Source organism: Streptococcus mitis (assembly GCF_023109515.1).
Lineage (GTDB): Bacteria > Bacillota > Bacilli > Lactobacillales > Streptococcaceae > Streptococcus > Streptococcus mitis_CS.
Genome location: NZ_JALDUM010000001.1, coordinates 128,142 through 153,424 on the forward strand (window position 1 = coordinate 128,142; position 25,283 = coordinate 153,424).

The 25,283-nt window shown below is 39.6% G+C and carries 23 protein-coding genes and 1 pseudogene; 13 read left to right on the plus strand and 11 right to left on the minus strand.

Features of this window, described 5'->3' with window-relative positions; translation table 11 throughout:
- The first annotated feature begins 1 nt into the window (after position 1).
- Positions 2–634: an ABC transporter ATP-binding protein gene (locus M1G05_RS00700; protein WP_049524595.1), complete on the plus strand. Its 633-nt coding sequence runs from the start codon at positions 2–4 to the stop codon at positions 632–634.
- A 140-nt stretch (positions 635–774) separates the two neighbouring features.
- Positions 775–933: pseudogene (locus M1G05_RS00705) on the plus strand (competence protein ComA); the annotation flags it as partial.
- 180 nt (positions 934–1,113) lie between these two features.
- Here the strand turns inward: M1G05_RS00705 and tpx are convergent.
- The 4 genes from tpx to M1G05_RS00725 form a co-directional block, all read right to left on the minus strand.
- Positions 1,114–1,605, minus strand: coding sequence for a thiol peroxidase (gene tpx, locus M1G05_RS00710; protein WP_247952707.1), 492 nt, complete (start codon positions 1,603–1,605; stop codon positions 1,114–1,116).
- A gap of 420 nt (positions 1,606–2,025) precedes the next feature.
- Positions 2,026–2,955 (minus strand): metal ABC transporter substrate-binding lipoprotein/adhesin PsaA, encoded by a 930-nt coding sequence (gene psaA, locus M1G05_RS00715; protein ID WP_000733074.1) that lies wholly within the window; start codon positions 2,953–2,955, stop codon positions 2,026–2,028.
- 31 nt (positions 2,956–2,986) lie between these two features.
- Entirely contained in the window at positions 2,987–3,835 is an 849-nt protein-coding gene (locus tag M1G05_RS00720) for a metal ABC transporter permease (RefSeq protein ID WP_000559787.1), read from the minus strand.
- Complete coding sequence (locus M1G05_RS00725) at positions 3,832–4,554, minus strand: metal ABC transporter ATP-binding protein (RefSeq protein WP_084925687.1); 723 nt, start codon at positions 4,552–4,554, stop codon at positions 3,832–3,834. The genes M1G05_RS00720 and M1G05_RS00725 overlap by 4 nt, the downstream gene beginning before the upstream one ends.
- Before the next feature lie 180 nt (positions 4,555–4,734).
- On the opposite strand from M1G05_RS00725, the gene pepO reads away from it, so the two are divergent.
- From pepO to M1G05_RS00740, 3 genes are all read left to right on the plus strand, one after another.
- A complete protein-coding gene (gene pepO, locus M1G05_RS00730; protein WP_247952708.1) occupies positions 4,735–6,627 on the plus strand; it encodes a M13 family metallopeptidase in 1,893 nt (630 codons plus the stop codon).
- A 182-nt stretch (positions 6,628–6,809) separates the two neighbouring features.
- Positions 6,810–7,466, plus strand: coding sequence for a recombinase family protein (locus M1G05_RS00735; protein ID WP_247952709.1), 657 nt, complete (start codon positions 6,810–6,812; stop codon positions 7,464–7,466).
- Between the two features lie 395 nt (positions 7,467–7,861).
- Complete coding sequence (locus M1G05_RS00740; protein ID WP_247952710.1) at positions 7,862–9,367, plus strand: PspC-like choline-binding domain-containing protein; 1,506 nt, start codon at positions 7,862–7,864, stop codon at positions 9,365–9,367.
- Positions 9,368–9,689: 322 nt separating this feature from the next.
- Here M1G05_RS00740 and M1G05_RS00745 read toward each other — a convergent pair whose 3' ends face one another.
- Both M1G05_RS00745 and M1G05_RS00750 read right to left on the minus strand, forming a co-directional pair.
- Positions 9,690–10,319 carry an MBL fold metallo-hydrolase gene (locus tag M1G05_RS00745; RefSeq protein WP_247952711.1) on the minus strand — a complete coding sequence of 210 codons (630 nt, stop codon included), beginning with the start codon at positions 10,317–10,319 and terminating at the stop codon, positions 9,690–9,692.
- Between the two features lie 143 nt (positions 10,320–10,462).
- A complete protein-coding gene (locus M1G05_RS00750; protein ID WP_247952712.1) occupies positions 10,463–11,896 on the minus strand; it encodes an N-acetylmuramoyl-L-alanine amidase in 1,434 nt (477 codons plus the stop codon).
- Positions 11,897–12,221: 325 nt separating this feature from the next.
- Between M1G05_RS00750 and M1G05_RS00755 the strand changes: the two genes are divergently transcribed.
- Positions 12,222–14,444, plus strand: coding sequence for a RelA/SpoT family protein (locus tag M1G05_RS00755; RefSeq protein ID WP_247952713.1), 2,223 nt, complete (start codon positions 12,222–12,224; stop codon positions 14,442–14,444).
- A gap of 29 nt (positions 14,445–14,473) precedes the next feature.
- Positions 14,474–14,917, plus strand: coding sequence for a D-aminoacyl-tRNA deacylase (gene dtd, locus M1G05_RS00760; protein ID WP_247952714.1), 444 nt, complete (start codon positions 14,474–14,476; stop codon positions 14,915–14,917).
- A gap of 38 nt (positions 14,918–14,955) precedes the next feature.
- Here dtd and M1G05_RS00765 read toward each other — a convergent pair whose 3' ends face one another.
- From M1G05_RS00765 to M1G05_RS00780, 4 genes are all read right to left on the minus strand, one after another.
- On the minus strand, positions 14,956–15,369 hold the full coding sequence (locus M1G05_RS00765) for a hypothetical protein (protein ID WP_247952715.1): 414 nt from the start codon (positions 15,367–15,369) through the stop codon (positions 14,956–14,958).
- A gap of 18 nt (positions 15,370–15,387) precedes the next feature.
- Positions 15,388–15,801, minus strand: a complete 414-nt coding sequence (locus M1G05_RS00770) for a hypothetical protein (RefSeq protein WP_247952716.1) — start codon at positions 15,799–15,801, stop codon at positions 15,388–15,390.
- A 129-nt stretch (positions 15,802–15,930) separates the two neighbouring features.
- Positions 15,931–16,638 carry a nicotinamide mononucleotide transporter gene (locus M1G05_RS00775; protein WP_004255605.1) on the minus strand — a complete coding sequence of 236 codons (708 nt, stop codon included), beginning with the start codon at positions 16,636–16,638 and terminating at the stop codon, positions 15,931–15,933.
- Positions 16,639–16,757: 119 nt separating this feature from the next.
- Positions 16,758–17,408: a metal-dependent transcriptional regulator gene (locus tag M1G05_RS00780; protein WP_247952717.1), complete on the minus strand. Its 651-nt coding sequence runs from the start codon at positions 17,406–17,408 to the stop codon at positions 16,758–16,760.
- Positions 17,409–17,519: 111 nt separating this feature from the next.
- On the opposite strand from M1G05_RS00780, the gene M1G05_RS00785 reads away from it, so the two are divergent.
- From M1G05_RS00785 to M1G05_RS00795, 3 genes are all read left to right on the plus strand, one after another.
- Positions 17,520–18,362 (plus strand): metallophosphoesterase family protein, encoded by an 843-nt coding sequence (locus M1G05_RS00785; RefSeq protein ID WP_247952718.1) that lies wholly within the window; start codon positions 17,520–17,522, stop codon positions 18,360–18,362.
- Positions 18,363–18,437: 75 nt separating this feature from the next.
- Complete coding sequence (locus M1G05_RS00790; RefSeq protein WP_001166795.1) at positions 18,438–18,875, plus strand: Rrf2 family transcriptional regulator; 438 nt, start codon at positions 18,438–18,440, stop codon at positions 18,873–18,875.
- 68 nt (positions 18,876–18,943) lie between these two features.
- Positions 18,944–19,963: a YdcF family protein gene (locus M1G05_RS00795; protein WP_247952719.1), complete on the plus strand. Its 1,020-nt coding sequence runs from the start codon at positions 18,944–18,946 to the stop codon at positions 19,961–19,963.
- Positions 19,964–20,050: 87 nt separating this feature from the next.
- Here M1G05_RS00795 and M1G05_RS00800 read toward each other — a convergent pair whose 3' ends face one another.
- A complete protein-coding gene (locus M1G05_RS00800) occupies positions 20,051–21,124 on the minus strand; it encodes a DUF2974 domain-containing protein (protein ID WP_001273807.1) in 1,074 nt (357 codons plus the stop codon).
- Between the two features lie 155 nt (positions 21,125–21,279).
- Between M1G05_RS00800 and M1G05_RS00805 the strand changes: the two genes are divergently transcribed.
- The 3 genes from M1G05_RS00805 to M1G05_RS00815 all read left to right on the plus strand — a co-directional run bounded on the left by M1G05_RS00805 (position 21,280) and on the right by M1G05_RS00815 (position 25,235).
- Positions 21,280–21,957 (plus strand): response regulator transcription factor, encoded by a 678-nt coding sequence (locus M1G05_RS00805; protein WP_000548991.1) that lies wholly within the window; start codon positions 21,280–21,282, stop codon positions 21,955–21,957.
- The gene (locus tag M1G05_RS00810) at positions 21,950–22,924 is read left to right on the plus strand and encodes a sensor histidine kinase (protein ID WP_000887959.1); all 975 of its coding nucleotides are present in this window, start codon (positions 21,950–21,952) and stop codon (positions 22,922–22,924) included. Before M1G05_RS00805 ends, M1G05_RS00810 begins: the two co-directional genes overlap by 8 nt.
- A 799-nt stretch (positions 22,925–23,723) precedes the next feature.
- Positions 23,724–25,235: an ATP-binding cassette domain-containing protein gene (locus tag M1G05_RS00815; protein WP_004242726.1), complete on the plus strand. Its 1,512-nt coding sequence runs from the start codon at positions 23,724–23,726 to the stop codon at positions 25,233–25,235.
- Positions 25,236–25,283 lie beyond the last annotated feature (48 nt).

Consider the following 25,283-nt stretch of genomic DNA (forward strand, 5'->3'; position numbering starts at 1 on the left):
TATGATTGAACTTAAACAGGTGAGTAAATCTTTTGGAGAACGAGAGTTATTTTCGAATCTTTCAATGACATTTGAGGCTGGAAAAGTCTATGCCTTAATTGGTTCAAGTGGTAGCGGAAAAACAACCTTGATGAACATGATTGGGAAATTAGAATCTTATGATGGGACGATTTTTTACCGAGGTAAAGACTTGGCCAATTATAAATCGAGTGATTTTTTCCGTCACGAATTGGGCTACCTCTTCCAGAACTTTGGCTTAATTGAAAACCAAAGTATTGAAGAAAACCTTAAGCTAGGTCTCATTGGTCAAAAGTTGAGTCGGGCGGAACAGCGGTTGAGGCAGAAGCAGGCTTTAGAACAGGTCGGCCTGGCTTATCTTGACCTAGATAAGCGCATCTTTGAGTTATCGGGCGGAGAATCGCAACGGGTTGCCTTGGCAAAAGTTATCTTAAAGAATCCACCCTTTATTCTGGCAGATGAGCCAACAGCTTCAATAGACCCAGCAACCTCTCAGTTGATTATGGAGATTTTGCTATCTCTTCGAGATGATAATAGGCTAATCATTATCGCAACACATAATCCGGCAATTTGGGAGATGGCAGATGAAGTGTTCACGATGGATCGTCTGAAATAAAAATCCTTGTTTTTAATTGCACGATGAGTTACTGAAATATTATCATGAATCAATAATTGGAGTTAATTTAGAATTGTACTTTATTAATATTGAGGTAAGTTTTTCTTGATAAAGGAAGAAATAGTGGAGAGGGAGTTAGAATGAAAAAATTCGACAATTATATTATTGAGAAGCCTTGCGACTCTAATTCAGATAAACTGCAAAAAATCTTAATAATTGAAAGTTTGGTAGATGATATTTTGCAATTTTCTCTCAAAATCAATAATAGTGTAGGAGAGATTTTCCTCCTACAACCGTTTCAAAAGAAATATTTACCCATTGGGAGAAGATGTTGCAGTGGATAATGTGTTACTCACTGAAAAATATAATTTTCAACTAAAAGATTTTGAAGGATTCATTTCAAAATAAACAATAATTAAAGAATAAGAAAAATCCTCCGTTTCAAAGAGTAAGGAACTCTTTGTGACAGAGGATTTTTTCTATAGGACTTTAGCAGCTGCAATTGCGGCTTCGAAGTTTGGTTCAGAGTTGATATTATCCACGTATTCAACGTAGCGAATCGTATTGTCAGTATCGAGGACAAAGACTGCGCGTGCCAGGAGGTGCCACTCATTGATTAAGAGGGCATAATCACGTCCAAAGGAATGGTCGAAATAGTCTGAGAGCATGATGGCATTTTCAATACCTTCAGCACCGCACCAACGTTTTTGGGCAAAAGGTAGGTCCATTGAAACAGTCAAGACAACTGTATTATCCAGTCCAGTCAGTTCTTCATTAAAACGACGAGTTTGAGTTGAGCAGATACCTGTATCGATAGAAGGCACGACACTCAAGACTTTTTTCTTCCCATCAAAATCAGCTAGAGATTTTTTAGAAAGGTCTGTTGTAGTGAGAGAAAAATCAAGCGCCTTGTCGCCGACTTGTAGTTGTTTACCTGTAAAGCTCACAGTATTTCCGAGAAAAGTTACCATAGGATACTCCAATCTTTTTTCTTCCATTTTAGCTGAAACAGCCGGAATTTTCCAATGATTTGACCGGAAATATGGGCAGAAAAAAAACGTCAGCTCACGTGAGAATGACGTTTTTCAGATTTTTTATCTATTTGATATTTCTCGAAGGTAGTGCGGACGGGAGCAACTTCCTTCGGAATTTCATCCCTAATTTTTGAGCCTTAGGTCTCAAAAATTCCGTCCTAGATAAGATCAAAGTTCTTATCTAGGATACCACTACAGTGAGAAATATCTGGTATAGCTCACTTCGTTCGTACTGATTTAAGAAATATCTATTCTTATAAATGATGTTTTGTAGTTGGAGATAGAACTAACAAAGCTAGTACTAGAAGTAATGTAAAGAGAGTCAAGAACCTAGGCATAGATAAACCAATAGCTAGCTTATTTTGCCAATCCTTCAGCAATCTTATCAAGGTTGTATTTCATCATGTTGTAGTAGCTGTCGCCTTCTTTACCTTGTTCTGCGATAGAGTCAGTAAAGATTTGTGCGTAGATTGGGATGTTTGTATCTTGTGAAACAGTCTTCATTGGACGGTCATCCACACTTGATTCTACAAAGAGGGAAGGAGTTTTTGTTTGGCGAAGTTTTTCAACCAAGGTCTTGATTTGGTCAGGTGTTCCTTCTTCTTCAGTATTGATTTCCCAGATATAGGCACTTGGGACACCGTAGGCTTTAGAGAAGTATTTGAAGCATCCTTCGCTGGTTACGATGAGTTTTTTCTCAGCAGGAATGTTGTTAAATTTCTCTTTAGCTTCTTTGTCAAGTTTGTCTAGCTTATCAGTATATTCTTTGAGATTTTTTTCGTAGAATTCCTTGTTGCTAGGGTCTTTAGCGCTCAATTGTTTTGCGATATTTTTAGCAAAGATCATACCGTTTTCAAGGTTAAGCCAAGCGTGTGGGTCTTCTTTGCCTTTTTCGTTTTGACCTTCAAGGTAGATAACATCAACGCCTTCGCTGACTGCAAAGTAGTCTTTGTTTTCAGTTTTCTTGGCATTTTCTACCAATTTTGTAAACCAAGCATTGCCACCTGTTTCAAGGTTGATACCGTTATAGAAAATGAGGTCAGCCTCAGAAGTTTTCTTAACGTCTTCAGGAAGTGGTTCGTATTCGTGTGGGTCTTGACCAACAGGAACGATACTGTGAAGATCAATCTTGTCACCAGCAATATTTTTAGTAATATCAGCGATGATTGAGTTTGTAGCAACAACTTTTAGTTTTTGACCAGAAGCTGCATCTTTTTTTCCACTAGCACATGCTACAAGAGCGATGACGGAAAGAAAGAGAACGAGTAATGTACCTAATTTTTTCATTAGATCCTCCAATTTATTGGGGTTTTGCCCCTTATTTTAACAAATGTTTATTTTTCAGTTTCAAATATCGTTGTTTTGGAGCGATAAAGAAGCTAATGAGAAAGAAACTAGCAGCTGTGAGCACGATACTAGAACCTGCCGCAACGTTAAAGCTATAACCGATAAAGAGTCCCAAAACTGAAGCAGTAGCTCCAAAGGTTGAGGAAAGGAAAATCATGCTTTTCAGGCTATTAGCATACAGATAAGCAGTTGCAGCTGGGGTAATCAGCATGGCTACAATCAGGATAGTTCCGACACTTTGCATGGCTGTCACAGACACGAGAGTCAAGAGTACCATGAGAAGGTAGTGATAGAAATTGACAGGCATTCCCATGGCTTTGGCCAAGAGTTCATCAAAGGAAGTTATCAAGAGTTGCTTGAAGAAAATCCAGATTAACAAGAGAATGACTGCACCAACACCCATAGTAATAAACATATCCGTATCTTGGACGGCCAGGATATTTCCGAAAAGAATATGGAAAAGGTCAGTTGAACTTTTAGCGACACTAATCAAGATGATACCGAGGGCTAAGAAAGAAGAAAAGGTAATGCCGATGGCGGTATCGCTTTTGATAATCGAGTTCCCCTTGATGTAGGTAATGATGATAGCAGCTAGCAATCCAAAGACAATGGCTCCGATAAAGAAGTCAAGGCCCAAGATGAAGGAGAGGGCTACACCTGGTAAGACAGCATGTGAAATGGCATCTCCCATGAGTGACATCCCGCGTAGGATGATGAAACATCCTACAGCTCCAGCTACGACCCCGACGACAATGGCTGTTATCAAGGCATTTTGTAAGAAATGGAATTTTTGCAATCCATCGATAAATTCTGCAATCATAGGTCACCTCCATTGAAAAAGAGTCGATTACCGTAAGCTTCTTTGAGATTGGCTTCGGTAAAGGTTTCTTTGGTTGGACCAAAGGCAATCACTTCTCGATTGACAAGCAAGACTTGATCGAAGTAGTGGGCAACCTTGCTGAGGTCGTGGTGGACGATGAGAACCGTCTTCCCAGCTTTTTTCAGATCTCTCAGCGTATTCATGATGATTTCCTCACTAACAGAGTCAATCCCAACAAAGGGTTCATCCAAGAGGATATAGTCGGCTTCCTGAACCAAACATCTGGCAATCAAGACCCGCTGGAATTGACCTCCAGACAGTTGACTGATTTGCCGTTCTGCGTAGTCAGCTAGCCCGACGATTTCAAGGGCTTCTTGCACTTTCTTCCAATGTTTAGCGTTTAAACTTCGAAAGAGAGGGATAGAGGGAAAGAGTCCTAGAGAGACACATTCCTTGACCTTGATGGGAAAGTTGTAGTCGATATTGATTTTTTGTTCGACATAGGCGATTCGATGTAAGGATTTTTTAACTTCCTTGTCATCGAGAAATGCCTGACCTTGATGTGGGATAATTCCCAGCATCCCTTTTAATAATGTTGATTTCCCAGCACCGTTTGGACCAATGATACCGGTAATTGTTGGTCCATGGAGCACTAGTGAAATATCCTTAAGTGCCAACGTTTCTTTGTAGGAGACACTGAGGTTTTCGATACGTATCATAAACTTATATTCCTCCTGTCTCTTAATATACATTAAAAAAAAAATTAAGTCAAGTTAATTTTTGAAAAAATTAAAATAACACCTGAAAAATGATGGAAAAGGAAAGTTCATTTTTAATTGCATTCCCAAGCAATTTTTGTTAAGCTAGCAATAACTTAAAAAAATGAAAGCGAGAACAAGATGACACGTTATCAAGATGATTTTTATGATGCAATCAATGGAGAATGGCAGAAGACAGCTGAAATCCCAGCAGATAAGTCTCAAACAGGTGGTTTTGTTGATTTAGACCAGGAAATTGAAGACTTGATGTTGGCGACCACAGACAAGTGGTTGGCAGGTGAAGAGGTGCCTGAGGATGCTATCTTGGAAAACTTTGTCAAATACCACCGCCTAGTTCATGATTTTGACAAGAGAGAAGCTGACGGTATCAAACCTGTCTTACCACTCCTTAAAGAATTCCAAGAATTGGAGACTTTTGCAGATTTTACAGCTAGACTAGCAGAGTTTGAACTTGCTGGAAAACCAAACTTCCTTCCTTTTGGTGTATCGCCAGACTTTATGGATGCCAGAATCAACGTTTTATGGGCTAGCGCTCCAAGCACGATTCTGCCAGATACGACCTACTATGCAGAAGACCATCCTCAGCGCGAAGAGCTCTTGACTCTTTGGAAAGAAAGCAGCGCAAATCTTCTCAAGGCTTATGATTTCTCTGATGAAGAAATTGAAGACTTGTTAGAGAAAAGGCTAGAATTGGACCGCCGAATTGCAGCAGTGGTGCTTTCTAATGAAGAAAGTTCAGAGTATGCTAAACTCTACCATCCATATGATTACGAAGATTTCAAGAAATTTGCGCCTGCCCTACCTTTGGATGACTTCTTCAAAGCCGTTCTTGGACAAGTGCCAGACAAGGTTATCGTAGACGAGGAACGTTTCTGGCAAGCAGCAGACCAATTCTATAGTGAAGAAGCTTGGCCTCTCCTCAAGGCAACCTTGATTTTGAGTGTTGTGAATCTTTCAACCAGCTATTTAACAGAAGAAATCCGTGTCTTGTCAGGTGCCTATAGCCGTGCGCTTTCAGGAGTTCCAGAAGCTAAAGACAAGGTCAAGGCAGCCTACCAGCTAGCACAAGGCCCTTTCAAACAAGCCTTGGGTCTTTGGTATGCACATGAAAAATTCTCTCCAGAGGCTAAGGCAGACGTAGAGAAAAAAGTGGCAACCATGATTGATGTCTATAAGGAACGCTTGGCTAAAAATGACTGGTTGACTCCTGAAACTCGTGACAAGGCCATCGTCAAACTTAATGTTATCAAGCCTTATATTGGTTATCCAGAAGAATTGCCAGAACGCTACAAGGACAAGGTAGTGGATGAAAATGCTAGTCTTTTTGACAATGCTTTAGCCTTTGCGCGTGTGGAAATCAAGCACAGTTGGAGCAAGTGGAATCAGCCTGTCGACTACAAGGAATGGGGTATGCCTGCTCATATGGTCAATGCCTACTACAATCCACAGAAGAACCTGATTGTCTTCCCAGCAGCTATCTTACAGGCGCCTTTCTATGACTTGAATCAGTCATCTTCTGCTAATTACGGTGGTATTGGGGCAGTTATTGCTCATGAAATTTCTCACGCCTTTGATACCAACGGAGCGTCCTTTGACGAAAATGGTAGCCTCAAGGATTGGTGGACAGAGAGTGACTATACTGCCTTCAAGGAGAAAACACAAAAAGTTATCGATCAGTTTGATGGACAGGATTCTTATGGTGCAACCATTAATGGTAAATTGACTGTGTCAGAGAACGTGGCTGACTTGGGAGGAATCGCTGCAGCTCTTGAAGCAGCTAAGCGAGAACCAGACTTCTCAGCAGAAGAATTCTTCTATAACTTTGGTCGTATCTGGCGCATGAAAGGTCGCCCAGAATTTATGAAACTCTTGGCTAGCGTCGATGTACACGCGCCAGCCAAACTCCGTGTTAATGTACAAGTACCAAACTTCGATGATTTCTTTACAACCTATGATGTCAAAGAAGGCGACGGTATGTGGCGTTCACCAGAAGAGCGCGTGATTATTTGGTAAGGCAAAGAAGCAAGTAAAACTCCTATAATTATACCTTCCCTATCTATGTACACCCTAAAAAGTTAGATAGAACAATCTAGCTTTTGGGGTGTAGTTCATAGGGATTATGAAATTGAAGTCTTTTCTTATTTTAAAATTCATAGTAAAATATCCCTCTGTATCAAGATAACAGGAGGATTTTTATGTCTAAAAAGACTATCAACATAGGCTACGCCCGTGTATCTACTCATAAGCAAGACCTAGGATTGAAAGTGCAAATCGAAGCTCTCAAACATTGCGATAAACTTTTTATAGAAAAGGAATCTGGTGCAAATAACACTCGTCCTGAACTCACAAAAGCCTTAAAACTGGCTTCTGACTTTTCGAAAGATGGCAAGCAGGTTACGTTCACTATCTATAAGTTAGATAGACTGACTCGATCTATGTTTAAGCTGCTAGAACTTATTGAACTATTTAATGAATCTAATATTCACCTAGTCAGTTTGCATGAAAAACTAGAAACAGGCTCTCTTATTGGCAGGTTACTTTGCATCATTTTAGGCTTTGTGGCAGAAAATGAGCTGGAAAATCTGAGGTTTCGCACAAAAGAAGGACTTCGAAAAGCTAAGGAAAATGGTGTTAGATTAGGAGCAAAACGGATTTCAAAAGAAAAGGAGGAGCGGATACTTAACAAATATCTACATTCAAATATAAGCATACGTAATATTGCAAAAACTGAACAAATTTCTACATCAACCCTATATAAAGTGTTAGAACGTAATAAAGTGGCGAACAATCGTCAAAAAAAAAACGGAAAATCATTGCTAAAAACAGGGAAAAATGGTAGAATGAAGCCGTAAATTTGTTTCGATTAAGGACCGCTTGACGAAACATTCAAAACAACAATATGAATATTTAAAAAATGCGAGTTTAACAGTGTTTTTAACCTGTATTAGACTGGTATTTTTTGTGTATCGTTTAACGGTCGTTACGCGATACACTTAGTTCCCTATCTCTAAAGGAGATAGCTAGCTTTTGGCAACAAAAAATTTAAAAATCATTAAGATATGTAATAGTATGATAGCTGTATTGCTCAGTTAATGGATGAACGTTCATTTAAGGCTTCTATCAAGGACATTAAATGTTTAGATAATGAGTTGGCTCAAAATTTTGCTTTTGTGGTCTTGAAAGGAAGTTGATTTTGTCATTTTATAAGCCTAAAAAGGCAATTATATATTCCTGAGGAGGAAAAATTATGAATAAACTCACTAAACTAGGTATTGTTACCTTCTCTGCTGTCACTCTTAGTGTTGCCGTGCCAACTTTGGTGCGTGCCGAGGAAAATGTTGCGCCGCAGCCAAACGTTGCCGCTCAACCTAATACTACTCAACCAACACCCGCGCCTAAACCAGTTAAGCCAGCTGAAAATGCTGGATTGCCAAAGATTCCTTATCGAAACGACCAGCCAAAACGTTGGTTTAACGGAGCAGGTCGCCCTACTCTAACAACAAACGACCTTGCTATTCCACTCCCTACTGAAAATGTAGAAAAAACATCTTACGGTTGGTGGACAGCTGAACCAGATTTTCTTCATGCTGGATCTCATATAAAAACAAGTACTTTTAGTTCGAACTTCAATAGACCGATGTTCGAAAACGGTAAAGAGATAAACTTTAAAGATAGCGGATTTAAAGATATGGATAGTAGGTTTAGACCTGCTCTTGTTCGAGTAAAAGTTCCAGAGTTGGAAGGAATGAACTATGAAGCTTATACAATCTTCTATGAAGTTCCTAATGAAAATGGAAATCCAACTTACGGAACAAATCGAACTCTCCAAGGTGGTGGCATCGCTTTAACTTTCAAATCAAAAGAGAAGAAAGAAGATATCCAGGTTTATACATTAACTAAGGATAAAAAACTAGAAGAACTATATTTTCTAGGATACCCAGGTGAAGAAACAAATCGCTATGATGAGAAGACTAAAACTCATTCATACAATCTATTTGGCGAAACCTACGATACTTACGTTTTCTTGTTTAAGAACCCTGCTGAAAAACCAGCTGAGCAAGTAAAACCTGAAGTTAAGCCAAGTGAGCAACCTAAGCCCGACAAGCAACCAAGTGTTCCAGCTGATCAATCACAACCTGCTAAGCCAGTGAAACCAACACCAACACAATCTGGTTGGTCAGGATCATCCTATTATCAAAATGGCGTAAAAGTAACAAATAAGTGGATTTTTGATAAAAAATATAATTCATACTTCTATCTAAATGCATCAGGAAATTATGTTCAAAACGCTTGGGTAGGTAACTATTATCTTAAATCAGGCGGATACATGGCTAAAAGCGAGTGGATTTACGATAAGAACTACGGCTCATATTACTATCTAACATCAGAAGGCAGCTACGCTCGTAATACTTGGGTAGGCAATTACTATCTTAAATCAAACGGTAAGATGGCTAAAAGTGAATGGATTTACGATAAAAACTATGGAGCATATTACTACTTGACAGCAGAAGGTAGTTATGCTCGCAATGCTTGGTCAGGTAGCTACTATTTGAAATCAAATGGTAAGATGGCTAAAGGTGAGTGGGTCTACGATAGTAACTACAAATCATACTACTACTTAACAGCAGAAGGAAGTTACGCTCGTAACACATGGGTAGGTGATTACTATCTCAAGTCAAATGGTAAGATGGCTGTCAACGAACGTACCCCAGATGGTTATCAAGTTGATGAATCAGGCAAGTGGATTCGCTAGAATTATAGCTTGTGATAGATGACCTATAATAAATAGAAACGGAAAATAATTTTCGGATAGGTAACATTTTGATAAAATAAAAAGGCTCTATAATATTTGTAGTGGGTAAATCCCCTATGGATATTATGGAGTCTATTTTCTACACTTGATATTATGCGTTTTTATAATTCTAAAATAGTATAAATATAGTGAGATAAAATAAAATCTGAACAAATCGATGGGAAAATTGAAATCAATTTCTAACAATGATTTAGAAGTCAGGACGTATTATTCTAGCTTTAATCTATTATAAATTGTGATATTTATTATCATCAAAATCTTGCTAGAAAAAAGGATTAAAGGTTTTTTCATGGGCGATGGTCGTAGCTGGACCATGTCCTGGATAGACATCGTAGTTTGGTAGGGTGAAAAGTTGGTTTTTGATACTATGGAGGAGTTGCTCCATGCTACCAGTCGGAAGATCGGTCCGTCCGATGGTTTCGCGGAACAGGGCATCACCTGTCAAGACTAGGTGAGCATCAGGAAAGATGATAGAAACACCGCCGATAGAGTGACCTGGTGTTGGCAAGACAGTGAAACGAAATTCCTCTAGTTGGTATTCTTCGTGAAAGATAAAAGTGTGTTCTGCAGGTTTTGCGAGCACATCTGCCATATCATCATGACGAGAGAGACCAGAGAGATTGTCGGCAGGAGTGTAGAGCCAGCTGGCTTCACTCTCTGCGATATAGACAGGAGGATTTCCAAAAGTCTCGCGAACTAGGTCCAGACTCATGATATGGTCATAATGAGCGTGGGTCAAGAGAATAGCGCAGAGAGGTTTGTTGATGCTCTCTATTGTCTGACGAATGGCTTCCCAATGGCTGCCAGGATCAACAACGATGAGGTGCTTTTCTCCTTCTAGGTAATAGGTGTTTTCATAGGCAACAGGATTCACAGTTTTATGAATTTTCATACTAGCTCCAATCTCAAAGAATGTACTAAGATAAGTATAGCACAGTTGGGGAGAATAAGCTTAAAAAGGAAATAATTCTAGAAAGAAGGATATGATTTGGATAAGAAAAATAAGCCCCGAATGAGTTCGAGGCTTAGACTGCTTTAATTCCCTGCGTAATATTTTTGGATTCCCTTGATAATCCCTTCAACCAGTTTATCTTGGTAGTCACTACTGCGGATTTTTTGGTTTTCTTCTGGATTATCCATATATCCCATCTCTAGCAAAACAGCTGGTTTGGCTGTTTCGCGAAGAACAGCAAAGGTTGCTTGCAAGAGTCCAGCATCTCTAGCTCCAGTTTCAGCTAGCAGTGAAGAATGGATATCAGCTGCGAGACGATTACTTTCACTCATCCGTTCAGGATTGTTGTGCCAATCCTTGTTAATCTTGCTAGGGAAGCCAGGTTCATCCTTGTAAGAATAGGTCTGGATACCAAGATTAACGGTCGTATCATTCCCTTTTGCATTGAAATGAAGGCTGATGAAAAAGTCAGCATTGGTCTTGTTGACCATACGAGAACGCTCGGTAATAAAATCAACGTCTATATCACTATCTCGAGAGGTGAGAACGGTATAGCCGAGTCCTTCTAGTCGTTTACGTAGCTTACGATAAACTTGTAGGTTCAATTCTTTCTCAGCTATGCCATAGTAATAAGCCCCGCGATCCTTACCACCGTGTCCTGGATCGAGAAAGATGGTTTTAGAGTAATGTCCTTTTTGAAAACCTTGTGCTAATTCACGAACCCATTTTCCATTCCCTTGGAAGAGCTGGTTTTTACCATCCACAGCATAGGTTCCTGTAACATACACACCATCGTCCTTAAGATAGTACCAAGCTTGATAGTCTGGGTCATAAATCCATTCTTTGTGGGCCATGTAGCCACCAGATTTAAGATAGTAGGAACCAATCCATTGTTTTTGGGCATAGCGTCCGCCAGATTTTAGGTAAAACCAACTAGAGTAGCTTTGGTCGTAGACCCATTCCTTATCTGCCATAGCACCACTGTCTTTGAGATAGTAATCGCCTTTCCAGACATTGGCCAACATTCTACCGTAGCCATCAAAAGCATACCACTTGCCATTGATTTGGCTCCATTGGTTGGATAAATATTTACCTGAACCATTGATATAGTACCAATTATTTCCCATTTGGTACCAGCTGTTTTCAAGCAAGTAGCCATGACTATCAAAGAAATAACCATCATAGAGAGTATCTGTAAATTTGACCCCAGTTTGACTATAAAAAGTCCACTTGTTCCCCTCTTTTACCCAGCCAGTTTGTATAGGTTGATTGGGTTTGGTTTCCCTAGAAAGAGAAGGTTTGCTTTCTTGCTCACTTGAACTAGCTATACTTGACGAAGTTTCTGTACTAGCTTGAGAACTGCTAGTAGAATTGCTAGTGGAAGTATTTGTTGAGCTACTGGTTGAACTAGTCATAGGGGCAGTAGTGGAATGACTCGTATCGTCAGCCAAAACGATTTGGCTGGATAAGCCGAGAACAGCCAAAGCTAAAAGTGTCAGTCTTTTGTGTAATTTCATGTTGTTTGCCTTTCTAGAAAGATGAAAATTCAGTAATTATCGTAAAAAAACTGTTTATATTACCATTATACACTAAAAAGGTTAGAAAATTACCAAAATATCAAACCTTATTTATTGAAAAAAGAAGAATGTATTTTCATTTCACTGACTTTTAGTGTAGCCTATATCCAAAAAGATAGATGAAAATCAGATAATTTTATTGTTTTAGTGTGAATCTTTTTTTATCCTCCTTCCCAACAACTTGAATAAGCTTTAGAATCCTCTTTTTCTAGTTTTCATATTCTTAAAAAAGTGATAAAATGGTAGGAAGAATTGGAGAGTAGAGATGCCAAAAGAAGTGAATTTAACAGGCGAAGAAGTTGTCGCTTTAACCAAAGAATATTTGACGGAAGAGGATGTCCATTTTGTCCATAAGGCCTTGGTCTATGCGGTGGATTGCCATTGTGGTCAATATCGCCAATCAGGTGAGCCTTATATCATTCACCCCATCCAAGTGGCAGGTATTTTAGCTAAGCTCAAGCTGGATGCTGTAACGGTAGCTTGTGGTTTCCTGCATGACGTGGTGGAAGATACAGATGCGACCTTGGACGATTTGGAAAGAGAGTTTGGTCCTGATGTGCGGGTAATCGTAGATGGGGTTACCAAGCTTGGTAAGGTCAAATACAAGTCTCACGAAGAGCAGTTGGCAGAAAATCATCGTAAGATGCTCATGGCCATGTCTGAGGACATCCGCGTTATCTTGGTTAAACTGTCTGACCGTCTGCACAATATGCGGACGCTTAAACACCTTCGAAAAGACAAACAGGAGCGTATTTCCAAAGAAACTATGGAAATCTATGCCCCACTGGCCCACCGTTTGGGGATTTCTAGCGTTAAATGGGAATTGGAAGATCTATCTTTTCGTTATCTCAACCCAACGGAGTTTTACAAGATTACTCATATGATGAAGGAAAAACGCAGAGAGCGTGAAGCCTTGGTGGATGAGGTAGTTACGAAACTAGAAGACTATACGACGGATCGTCACTTGAAAGGGAAGATTTATGGTCGTCCCAAGCATATTTACTCGATTTTCCGCAAAATGCAGGATAAGAGAAAACGTTTTGAGGAAATCTATGACCTGATTGCCATTCGCTGTATTTTAGATACCCAAAGTGATGTTTATGCCATGCTTGGTTATGTGCATGAACTTTGGAAACCAATGCCAGGTCGTTTCAAAGACTATATCGCTAACCGCAAGGCCAATGGTTATCAGTCTATCCATACGACTGTTTATGGACCAAAAGGGCCGATTGAATTCCAGATTCGGACCAAGGAAATGCACGAGGTGGCAGAGTACGGGGTTGCGGCTCACTGGGCTTATAAGAAGGGCATCAAGGGGCAGGTTAACAGCAAGGAATCGGCCATTGGTATGAACTGGATCAAGGAGATGATGGAGCTCCAAGACCAGGCTGATGATGCTAAGGAATTTGTAGATTCAGTTAAGGAAAACTATCTGGCTGAGGAGATTTACGTCTTTACCCCAGATGGAGCTGTTCGTTCCCTTCCAAAAGATTCAGGACCGATTGACTTTGCCTATGAAATCCATACAAAAGTTGGGGAAAAAGCAACTGGTGCTAAGGTCAATGGCCGTATGGTTCCACTGACGACCAAGCTCAAGACAGGGGATCAGGTTGAAATTGTCACCAACCCGAACTCCTTTGGACCTAGCCGTGACTGGCTCAATATGGTCAAGACCAGCAAGGCGCGTAACAAGATTCGTCAGTTCTTTAAAAACCAAGATAAGGAATTGTCTGTCAACAAGGGTCGTGAAATGTTGATGGCCCAGTTTCAAGAAAACGGCTATGTGGCCAATAAATTCATGGACAAGCGCCACATGGACCAAGTTCTACAAAAGACCAGCTACAAGACAGAAGAATCCCTCTTTGCGGCTATTGGTTTTGGAGAAATTGGAGCTATTACTGTCTTTAACCGTCTGACTGAAAAGGAACGCCGTGAAGAAGAACGTGCCAAGGCCAAGGCGGAGGCAGAAGAACTTGTCAAAGGTGGCGAGGTCAAGGTTGAGAACAAAGAAACCCTCAAGGTTAAGCATGAGGGTGGAGTGGTCATTGAAGGTGCCTCAGGTCTCCTAGTGCGGATTGCCAAGTGTTGTAATCCAGTGCCTGGTGACGATATTGTCGGCTATATCACCAAGGGGCGTGGTGTAGCTATTCACCGTGTGGACTGTATGAACCTGCGCGCTCAAGAAAACTATGAGCAACGTCTCCTTGATGTGGAGTGGGAAGACCAGTACTCTAGCTCCAATAAGGAGTATATGGCTCATATCGATATTTACGGCCTCAACCGTACAGGACTATTGAACGATGTACTGCAAGTTCTTTCAAACACGACTAAGAATATCTCAACAGTCAACGCCCAACCAACCAAGGATATGAAGTTTGCTAATATCCATGTGTCCTTCGGCATTGCTAACCTCTCTACGCTGACTTCGGTCGTGGACAAGATTAAAAGTGTGCCAGAAGTTTACTCTGTTAAACGTACCAATGGCTAATTGTCCTAGCTCTTACTAGAAAGGCTATTATGAAGATCATTATCCAACGGGTTACAAAAGCCCAAGTGAGTATCGAAGGCCAGGTTCAGGGAAAAATCAATCAGGGACTTTTATTGCTGGTTGGAGTTGGACCAGAGGACCAAGAGGAAGATTTGGACTATGCTGTGAGAAAGCTTGTCAACATGCGGATTTTTTCAGATGCAGAAGGCAAGATGAACCTGTCTGTCAAAGATATTGAAGGAGAAATCCTCTCTATTTCTCAGTTTACCCTCTTTGCGGATACTAAGAAAGGCAATCGTCCAGCCTTTACAGGCGCAGCCAAACCTGATATGGCATCGGACTTCTATGATGCTTTCAATCAAAAATTAGCGCAAGAAGTGTCCATTCAGACAGGCATCTTTGGAGCGGATATGCAAGTTGAGCTGGTCAATGACGGACCAGTCACCATTATCCTTGATACGAAAAATAGATAAGAAAAACCAAGCCCAGCCGGCTTGGTCTTTCTTATCTATTACAAAATACTCCAAAATGCAATCGGTTCTTGATATGCTTGGGGGAAGTCTCTTTTCAGGATTTGGCTTATGCGATAGGAAGGGATGAGATGTCCTAGGATGAGGAGAGTTCCCTGAAGGAAAAGTGGGACACCACTTAAAAACAGCAAAGAGAGAATTATCAGGCCATCCCATAGGAGGATTTGTAAGGTAAAACGCCAGAATCTCGGTCTAATCTGGGAATAAAGGTGACTAAAGTGGTCACAAAGTTGGTTGGAAAGATAGGTCAATAGCACAGGATGAAAGAAAATGAGCCAACCGCTATAAATCAACATCCAATCCCAAGTAAGTCCCTCTTTAAATGTCAAAAATGCCAGCATAATTCCATCGATGATAAGGAGTTGAATGGTTTTGATGGAGATAATTTTTTTCATGCTAAAACATCCTTTTCCTTAGAGACACTCCCATAAAGAGATGTGTTTATCGTAAAAGTCTGGATAGTTTTCTCTTAGGTAGTCAGCCGTCATATAATATAAAGTAGAATGACAAGCAGTGATGATTGGCATAAGAGAGTAAAAACGCTGAGAACTAATGAAGGCTAAGAGGACAAAAAATAGAAAATCAATGGAGAGAACCCCTAAATAGTAGAAGCGAATCTTTTTATTGATTTGAGGATAAATCTCAGCGAATTGATGTTTGAGTCGGACAACCAAGCGAAATAACAGGAGTCCTTGAGTAAGGAGGAAAATAAAACCAGATAGCAAGAGCCACTCCAAAGATGTCTCGGGTCTTTTGTTAAAAAATGCGAATAGTAGCAAATCGATGACTGCAATTGCTGTAAAATGGATTCTAAAGAGTTTTTTCATAAGATGACCCCCCTCTTTTATCTAACTTCATTCTACTCCAAAAGAATGGGAGTTACAAGTAAAATGATAAAAATAGCAGAAGGGAGATTCTCTTAAGTCGACTTGTTTTTTTATTTAAGTTTTCTTCTATTATCTTACTTCTTCATCATTCCAGACAAATAAAGCTCCGATTGCATTGAGGATATAAAAGATGTATTTTCCGATATTGGCAAAATTTCCTTGAATACCAGCTTTTGTCAGCTGAACGAAATTGTAAATCAACCAAAAGCCCCACTGAGTTGTTAGTTTCAATGCGTTAAAAGCATTGGCAATGAGTGAGAGTGCAAAGGCAATGGTTGTTACATAGGCAAGGAGATTCATCTTTCCTCCATAGCCGATAAAGTTTGTCACAAAGGCAAAGAGGAAGGCGATGATGGAAATGATGATGGCCGCCAATTTTAGCTGTTTTTGGCTCATTTGGTTGGGCCTGCCTTCTTGCGAAGCTTCCCATTTCTTAATAGCAAAGGTATAAATGAGGAAGGTGACGGGATAGGTAATGATGGCCGCCTTATTTCCAAGGATATAATCAATAGCACCGGACAAAATGGTATTAACAATACCAAAGTAATTTCCCCATTTGCTTAATTTCCCCGTGAAACGAGTGGATAACATGGAAATCCCAACGTTGGTTACGGAAATCAATCCAAAGGGAACAAGAGCTGTCCATGGTCCCCAGTCTACGAATTTATCGAGGCGGGAGTTGAGGTAACCAGATGCAATCGCAATCCCAACGACTAAAGCAACCCCAAAGAGGTCAAACCATTTAGATGTAGCAAAAATTTTTAGTGATTTTTTCATAGTTTAAACTATCTTTCTTTTTTTTACAAATATTCTACAATTAAATGAAAGCAAAATCAAATGATAGAAATAAAACCCTGAAAATAAAACTTTCAGGGTTGGTTGGGGGACTTGAGAAATTAGTTGATTTTCTCGACATAGAGTTGTTTTGCAATGTCCATATTCACTTGTAAATCCTCGTCTTTACTAAAGATAGTAAAGGTGTTACTGAAGCCATCAAACTGCTGGACTTGGAGCTGGTCACCGATGCGAAGTGAGTGCTTATCCAGATAATGGAGAATGTCAAAACTATCGTGCACCCGAGTCAGGCGGTAGGCGCCAGCTTCCTTGATATCAGCTAGTGGCAGGTTATTGATTTCAACTAAGAGTTCTCCCTTGACAGGAATAGTTCCTCCATGAGGACAGGTCTTGGGAAATCCTAGCAATTTATCCAGTCTTTCCACGAACAGGTCAGAGACAGTATGTTCCAAGACCTCAGCTTCCTCGTGAATCTGGTCACTTGTATAGTCTAAATGATGGACTAGAAAAACTTCAATCAAGCGATGCTTACGATAGAGCTCAGAGACCAATTTGAGGCCGAGGTCAGTCAGTAGATAGCCACATTCCTTGTCCTTAAGGATGAGGTTTTCGCTCTTCATCCGTTTAATCATTTCAGTTACGGCAGGGGGAGAGACTTGCATGCGAGCCGCAATTTCCTTGTTGGTAATTTTATGCAGGTCTATGCCGATTTCATAAATACATTTTAGATAATCTTCTTTATTCGGGGTCATTCGTTTCCTCTTGTCTAATATCTATATCTAGTATATCAAAAAAAGCTAGATTTCTCTAGCTGTGACTTTTTATGTTATACTTATTGCAAGAGAAAAAACGAGGAGATGGATATGACGAAAATAGCTCTTCTTTCAGATATTCATGGAAATACCACCGCCTTGGAGGCTGTTTTGGCAGATGCTCGGCAGCTAGGAGTGGATGAATACTGGCTTCTGGGAGATATTCTCATGCCAGGGACAGGGCGTAGAAGGATTTTGGACTTGTTGGCTCAACTACCGATTACGGCTAGAGTTTTGGGAAACTGGGAAGATAGTCTGTGGCACGGTGTCCGTAAGGAATTGGATAGTACTCGTCCCAGTCAACGCTATCTCTTGCGCCAGTGCCAGTATGTTTTAGAGGAAATTTCCCTAGAAGAAATTGAACTGCTCCACAATCAACCCCTCCAGATTCATCGTCAGTTTGGTGATTTGACGGTAGGAATTAGCCATCATCTGCCTGATAAGAACTGGGGGCGAGAGTTGATTCATACTGGAGCGCAAGAGGATTTTGACCGCTTGGTGACCAATCCGCCTTGTGATATTGCTGTTTATGGTCATATTCACCAGCAGTTGCTTCGTTACGGGACTGGTGGACAATTAATTGTCAATCCAGGTTCGATTGGGCAACCTTTCTTTCTAGATGCCCAGTTGCGGAAGGACTTGCGGGCCCAGTATATGATTTTAGAGTTTGATGACAAGGGCTTGGTAGATATGGACTTCCGACGGGTGGACTACGATGTGGCAGCTGAATTGCAGTTGGCTAAAGACCTCAAACTTCCCTATTTTGAGGTTTATTATGAAAGTCTAGTCAATGGTATCCACCATACTCATCATCAGGAATTTCTGAGAGAATTGGCCCAGAAAGAGGGCTATGATAGGGAATTAGATGCTTGGTTGAAAAGTGGTAATAATTGACATTACAACCAAAAAGGGTATAATAAAAGAAAGAGAAGAGTAGAGGTAGGCTAGCCTCGTAAAAAGGAGAAGAGTATGCAAATTCCAAGTAGATTTACCATTGCGACTCATATGCTGATAATCATTGCCCTCAAGGGGAAGGAAAGCAAGGTGACCAGTGATTTTCTGGCTGCTAGTGTCGGGGTCAATCCTGTCATTATCAGAAAGACCTTGTCCCAGTTGAAGAAGGCTGAACTGATTTCAGTAGCGCGCGGAACAGGGGGAACAGAGATTGTTAAGGATCTCAAAGACATTAGTCTTTTAGATGTTTATCAAGCGGTCGAATGTCTTGGTAAGACAGGCCAACTCTTCAGTTTCCATGACAATCCAAATCCAAATTGCCCAGTTGGAGCTCATATTCATGATGTTTTAGATCAAAAATTGGAGAGAATCCAGCTGGCTATGGAGGCTGAACTTGGTCAGACCAGTCTAGAACAGGTCGTGGCAGATGCAGAGAGTCAGATGAAGGATTGAGAGGGATAGGTGCCCTCTTTTTTTCTTTGGATAATTATGATAGAATGAACTCATAAAAGGAGGAAGAAATGTATCTCGTTATAGGAATTGTATTAGCCTTTATAGTGTCATTTTGGAAGGATAATAGAAGTTTGTGGAATCCAGTATTATTCTTATTATCCCTCATTTCCAGTTATTTTTATCTAGGCTACCTTTTTTATCAAAATGGGTATGAGAAGATTCATTTCGCTTTTTTTATATTTCCCTTTATTTTACTTCCGATACTGATTTTTCTAAGTGGCATCTTTTTAATCTATAATGGGGTCATTTTGTTGAAGCGAGAGGGACGTTCAAAGGCTAATTATCTCTCAATGCTCCTTGGAATAGTCATTTTGTTATTTTTTGCCTTGATGTCATTTCGATTGGGTGATAGAAATGAATTATTTTACACCAATCACTTTCTAAACATTTTATTTGCATTTATTGCTTATTCTTACTTTATTTTTGGTTTTGCTTTTGTGGGTTTTATGTTGTACTCTATCTTGTATCTCTTTATTCCTAAGAAGAAGCATTATGATTTTATCATCATTCATGGTGCAGGTTTGTTAGACGGAGAAAAGGTAACACCTTTGCTAAAGAGGAGAATTGATAAGGCAGTAGAAGCTTACCACAATTCTAAGAATCCTCATATCAAAATCATTGCTAGTGGTGGTCAAGGAGGAGATGAGAAGATTTCTGAAGCGCAGGCTATTACAAACTATCTGCTTGAAGAGACCGATGTTCCCCAAGATGGGATTATCCTGGAGGACCAATCAAGGACTACCTACGAGAACCTTCTCTTTTCTAAGGAACTTGGTGAGAAGCTGGTAGCCAAACCTCAATTCCTCTTTGTAACAAATGATTATCATGTCTTTAGAACAAGTACCTATGCTCGTAAGTTAAAAATGAAGGGAGATGGCCTCGGATGTAGGACGGCAGGCTACTACATACCATCTGCTTTTATTCGGGAGTACGTAGCTCTCTGTGTCAAAATGAAATGGCTTTTCCTTGCCTTTTATGTCCTGCTATTAGCACTCATTTTGATAGCCTACAAAGGAATTATTTGGTAGTCAGATTCTATTTAAAAAGACTTAGAATGCACATGAAAGTATGTATTCTAGGTCTTTTGTTTTGTATACATTTGATTTTCAAGAGTACTATCTATTTTTCCATGCTTGGTAACGGGTATCAATCAATAATTGAGTGAGACGTCCCATAGTTTCCCTTTCTTCTGGAGTTAGGGATTGAGCTTGGACGAAGAGATGATGAATGTGTTCGATAGCCTTTAAGGAAGACAAGTCATTGATAGAAGTAATACCAGAATCAAGAATGGTGCCAAAGAAGAGATCGAAGTAGAGCTGGAGTTCCTCGTCAGGGACTGTGGCCACCCATTCTTTGAAGGTTATGTCAACTTGTTGGCTATCACTGTTGGTTTTATCCAGTTGGACGAAGTGCTTGTCCTCAATCTGCCAACTAAAGGTATCGTGCTGGGCGATACCACCCAAAGCAGTACTGTGCACGATGATTTGCTGGTTAGGGATTTCTAGCATCATACCGATGATGGAACCTTGTGGAATGAAGACCTTGGTTTTATCCATTATCCTTTGATAGCCCTCGGTTTGTGTCAATTCTGTGTGGAGACCAGGCGCATCAAAGGTATAAACTGCTGTGATTTGATTTTGCAAGTTTTTCTCAATTTGACTAGCAGCATAGATGGCTAAATTTCCTCCCTTGGAATGTCCAGCCAGAATGACCTTTTGCTTAGGATGGTGGGCAAAAAAGTTCTTTAAATAGCGGAGGGCATGCTTTTGAGCAGGAATTTCCTTCATATAAGTCAGGTGGAAATCTTCCTTCCAGCCAATGATACTGTCATCAGTCCCACGAAAGACAATCAGATAGGTATCGAGATTGAGGTGGTAGGTCATAGCTGCAAATTGTTTTTGCAATTCAGGATTGATGTCATTGATAAAATGGGAGAGTTTGCAATTTTTGAAGCGTTTGTGTCGAGCTAATTCATCCAATAGCTGGAGGCGATTTTTGCTGGTCAACATGTTAGGCTCTCTTGGAACCTGAGGTGCCAGGTCTAAAAGTCGCTGAGGAGTTGTGGAGACCAGATTATCAAAGGAGAGGTAGGTGGTTTCTGTTAAGGCTAAAACATCTAATTCATTCAAAGGTAGGTCGTAAAAGGAATCGTGTGCGACATCTTTCAGATAGTCAAAAATATTGGCCATAAGAGCTCCTTTCTTTTTATTTATCTTATCAAATTTCCCTTAAATTAGCTAGTAGGATTGCCTCATTTTGTTGCCTAAAAACAAGCTGCTTCAAATTCAGTTTCAGATCTTCTAGCATTGAAAAATCTGTTATAATAATAGAAAAGGAGGAGCGCATGCACAAGATTTTATTAGTAGAAGATGATCAGGTTATTCGTCAACAAGTCGGAAAAATGCTCTCTGAATGGGGATTTGAAGTGGTCCTGGTAGAAGACTTTATGGAAGTTTTGAGTCTATTTGTTCAGTCGGAACCTCATCTGGTCCTCATGGATATTGGTTTGCCCTTGTTTAATGGCTATCACTGGTGTCAGGAAATTCGCAAGATTTCCAAGGTCCCCATCATGTTTCTGTCTTCGAGAGACCAGGCTATGGATATTGTCATGGCAATCAATATGGGGGCGGATGACTTTGTGACCAAGCCTTTTGACCAGCAGGTTCTTTTAGCCAAGGTTCAGGGCTTGTTGCGTCGTTCCTATGAGTTTGGGCGTGACGAGAGTTTACTGGAATATGCCGGTGTTATCCTCAATACCAAATCAATGGATTTACATTATCAAGGGCAAGTCTTGAATTTGACCAAGAATGAATTCCAGATTTTACGCGTTTTGTTTGAGCATGCGGGCAATATTGTAGCGCGTGACGACCTGATGCGGGAACTTTGGAACAGTGACTTTTTCATTGATGACAATACCCTCTCTGTCAATGTGGCTCGTTTGCGTAAAAAGTTGGAAGAGCAGGGCTTGGTAGGATTTATCGAAACCAAGAAAGGGATAGGGTACGGATTAAAGCATGCTTGATTGGAAACAATTTTTTCTAGCCTATCTGCGTTCCCGTAGTCGTCTGTTTGTCTATCTGATTTCTTTGACGTTTCTGCTCTTACTCTTTCAGTTTTTATTTGCCAGTTTGGGAATTTACTTTCTCTACTTTTTCCTCTTGTGTTGCTTTGTAACCATCTTATTTTTCACTTGGGACATATTGGTGGAAATGCAGGTCTATCGTCAGGAAATTCTCTATGGGGAGAGGGAAGCCAAATCTCCTTTGGAAATAGTTTTAGCAGAAAAATTAGAAGCGCGTGAGATGGAACTTTATCAGCAGAGGTCAGATTCAGAAAGAAAATTGACGGATTTGCTGGATTACTATACCTTGTGGGTTCATCAGATTAAGACCCCCATTGCAGCTAGTCAACTCTTAGTTGCAGAAGTAGCCGACCGCCAACTGAAGCAGCAATTAGAACAGGAAATTTTCAAAATCGACTCCTATACTAATCTAGTCTTACAGTACCTGCGTTTAGAAAGTTTTCATGATGATTTGGTCTTAAAGCAGGTGCAAATTGAGGATTTGGTCAAGGAAATAATTCGTAAATATGCTCTTTTCTTTATTCAAAAAGGCTTAAATGTCAATCTACATGACCTTGATAAAGAAATCGTGACGGATAAAAAGTGGCTGCTAGTGGTTATTGAGCAAATCATCTCAAACTGTCTCAAGTACACCAAGGAAGGTGGTCTGGAGATTTATATGGAGGGGCAAGAGCTTTGTATCAAGGATACGGGAATCGGGATAAAAAACAGTGATGTCCTCCGAGTCTTTGAACGTGGCTTTTCAGGATATAATGGACGCCTAACCCAGCAGTCATCTGGACTTGGCCTCTACCTATCTAAGAAAATTTCTGAAGAACTGGGGCACCAGATTCGCATCGAGTCTGAGGTCGGAAAAGGAACGACAGTGCGGATTCAGTTTGCTCAAGTGAACTTAGTCCTTGAGTGAGAAGAGACAATGAGTTTTTACCCAATCTCTTTTTGCTATATTTCAGGATATTTGAAGACTGTTTTTTTTCAAAACCAATAATAGAATTTTTAATACGGAATATAGTATAAATACTGGTTCAAAGTGAAGTTTTGTATGCTTTATACTTTTGTTGAGTATAAAATCTATAAACTAAGGGTGAATTACAGAAATTAATTTGAGATGAAGTGAATTGTAGACTTGGGAAATGTCTCCTATTCGATTTCAGAATGAATCGTTGATACAGGATTAAAAGAACTGCAGCTTTCTTTTTATTTTGAATGAGATAGGTGTATATAGATTTGTGTAACTGGTGTAGAACTGTTTCCAAGAATTTATTGAATGTATCGAATACACACATCCTATTGATTTTGAACCAGTTTTTAATTTCTAAATGTTATAATAGTTTTATCAAGTAAAAGGAGACTACCATGATTGGAGACAATATAAAATTCTTACGAAAATCACATAATCTGATATAACCAGAATTTTCACGGATTGTGGGTGTGTCACGAAATAGCCTAAATCGTTAGAAAAACTGAAAAAGCTTACTTTCAATAGAAGTGTTGGAAATATTCATTTTACATCTATCAAAGAAACATGGGATAGACCTATATTTTACAAAATAGCAAATTATATTTTGAATGATAGTAAAAACTGCAGAACTTGTGTGATTTACAATTATTGCACTCAATGTCCGAGTATCGCACTATCTGAAATAGGGAATAGTAGAGATTGTTCTGCGATATGTAAAAAAACGCATTAGCAAGGAGTATCGTATATGCTACCATATCTTAAAACTATTAGATGGTATCTCTTCTTTAATTTTCTTTTTGGTGTAGTATCGAATATCTGCACAGCTTTGTTACCGTATTTCACGCAGGCATTAATCAAAGGGGATTATCAAGTAGCTCTATATGGTTACTCTATGTCAGTGGCAGGCTATTTGAGTTGTAACTATATCCAAATGATACTTGATTGGAAGCAGGGGATTATCTTTTCGACTACTTTGAAAAATGAGTGGTTTCGTTCACTTCTGGGACTCAGTCACCACGATTTCAAGCAGAAAACAGTAGCAGAGTATATTTCCTATCAATCTAATGACCTAGATTCGTTGGAAAAGGATTACCTTCCTCCATTGATGAGTTTTATCAAACAAATTTTACGTATCATCATTTACGCTTTCATTATTAGCAGAACAATTAATCCTATTGTATCACTGATTTTAATCTTTTCCACTGGAATTAGTATTCAAATTCCTAAAATCGTTGGGAAGTTGACCGCTAATCGTAGACAGGTTTACTTGAAAAAACAAGGAGATTACTATCGAACTTTGGAGGATTTGCTTATGGGACATCATTTGGTAAATAAACTAACCATGTCGCATTTTTTGAATCAACAAAAGAGTTCTCTAAAGAATTTGCAGGATAAGTATTTTAAGTATGGTTTGACAAAAATTACAGGCATCTTATTGACAGGTGTTTCTTTTGAATTCATTAGTCTTGTTCTGTTTATTTATTTAGCCTACTCTCTATCTCACCAGCAACTCGGTATTCCTGAGGTGGTGGCGAGTTTCGGATATATTAATGCTTTTTCTGAACCAATACAGGAAATCCTTTATGATTTACAAATGTTAGAGTCCGTAAAGCCTGTAATCAAGAGTTTTCAAAACATTGTTGGGAGACCCGTTTCAGTTCAAGCACCTCAACATTCTTTTGATACGATTACTTTGAAAAACATTTCCAAACAACTGGGAGAATCAAAATTGATAATTACTTCCGCTACGATTCAAAAAGGGGATAAAATTGCGCTTATTGGTAAGAATGGTTCTGGAAAAAGTAGTCTTCTCAACATTTTAAATGGAACAGATGAAGATTTTGAAGGACAAATTGTGCTAGATGGGCTTGTTTTGGACCATCTTTGGGGAAGATTCGGTATGATTCTGCAACAAGAACATACATTTATTTCGAGTTATGAAAATAATGTAACACTATTCAATAGTTTCAATGAAAAATTCAGAGAAGAAGATTTTGAAAAAATTCCACCACAATCCCTGTCAGGTGGTCAGCAACAACGAATGTATTTAAATCGTGAGAAAAATCGTAAAAATCCATTGCTTATCCTAGACGAACCTTTCTCTGCCTTGGATACTAATCAGTTTAAAATGGAATTGGAAAGAGTTCTGGAACTACCAAGTGCCGTCATTGTTACTTTACATCGCCAAAACGAATTATTAAGTAAGTTTGACCAAGTTTGGGAAATTAAGAATGGAGAACTTGTAATTTTGAAATAGCTAAATTATAAAGAATAAAACGCATAGTATCAAGGTTCAGGAGATACC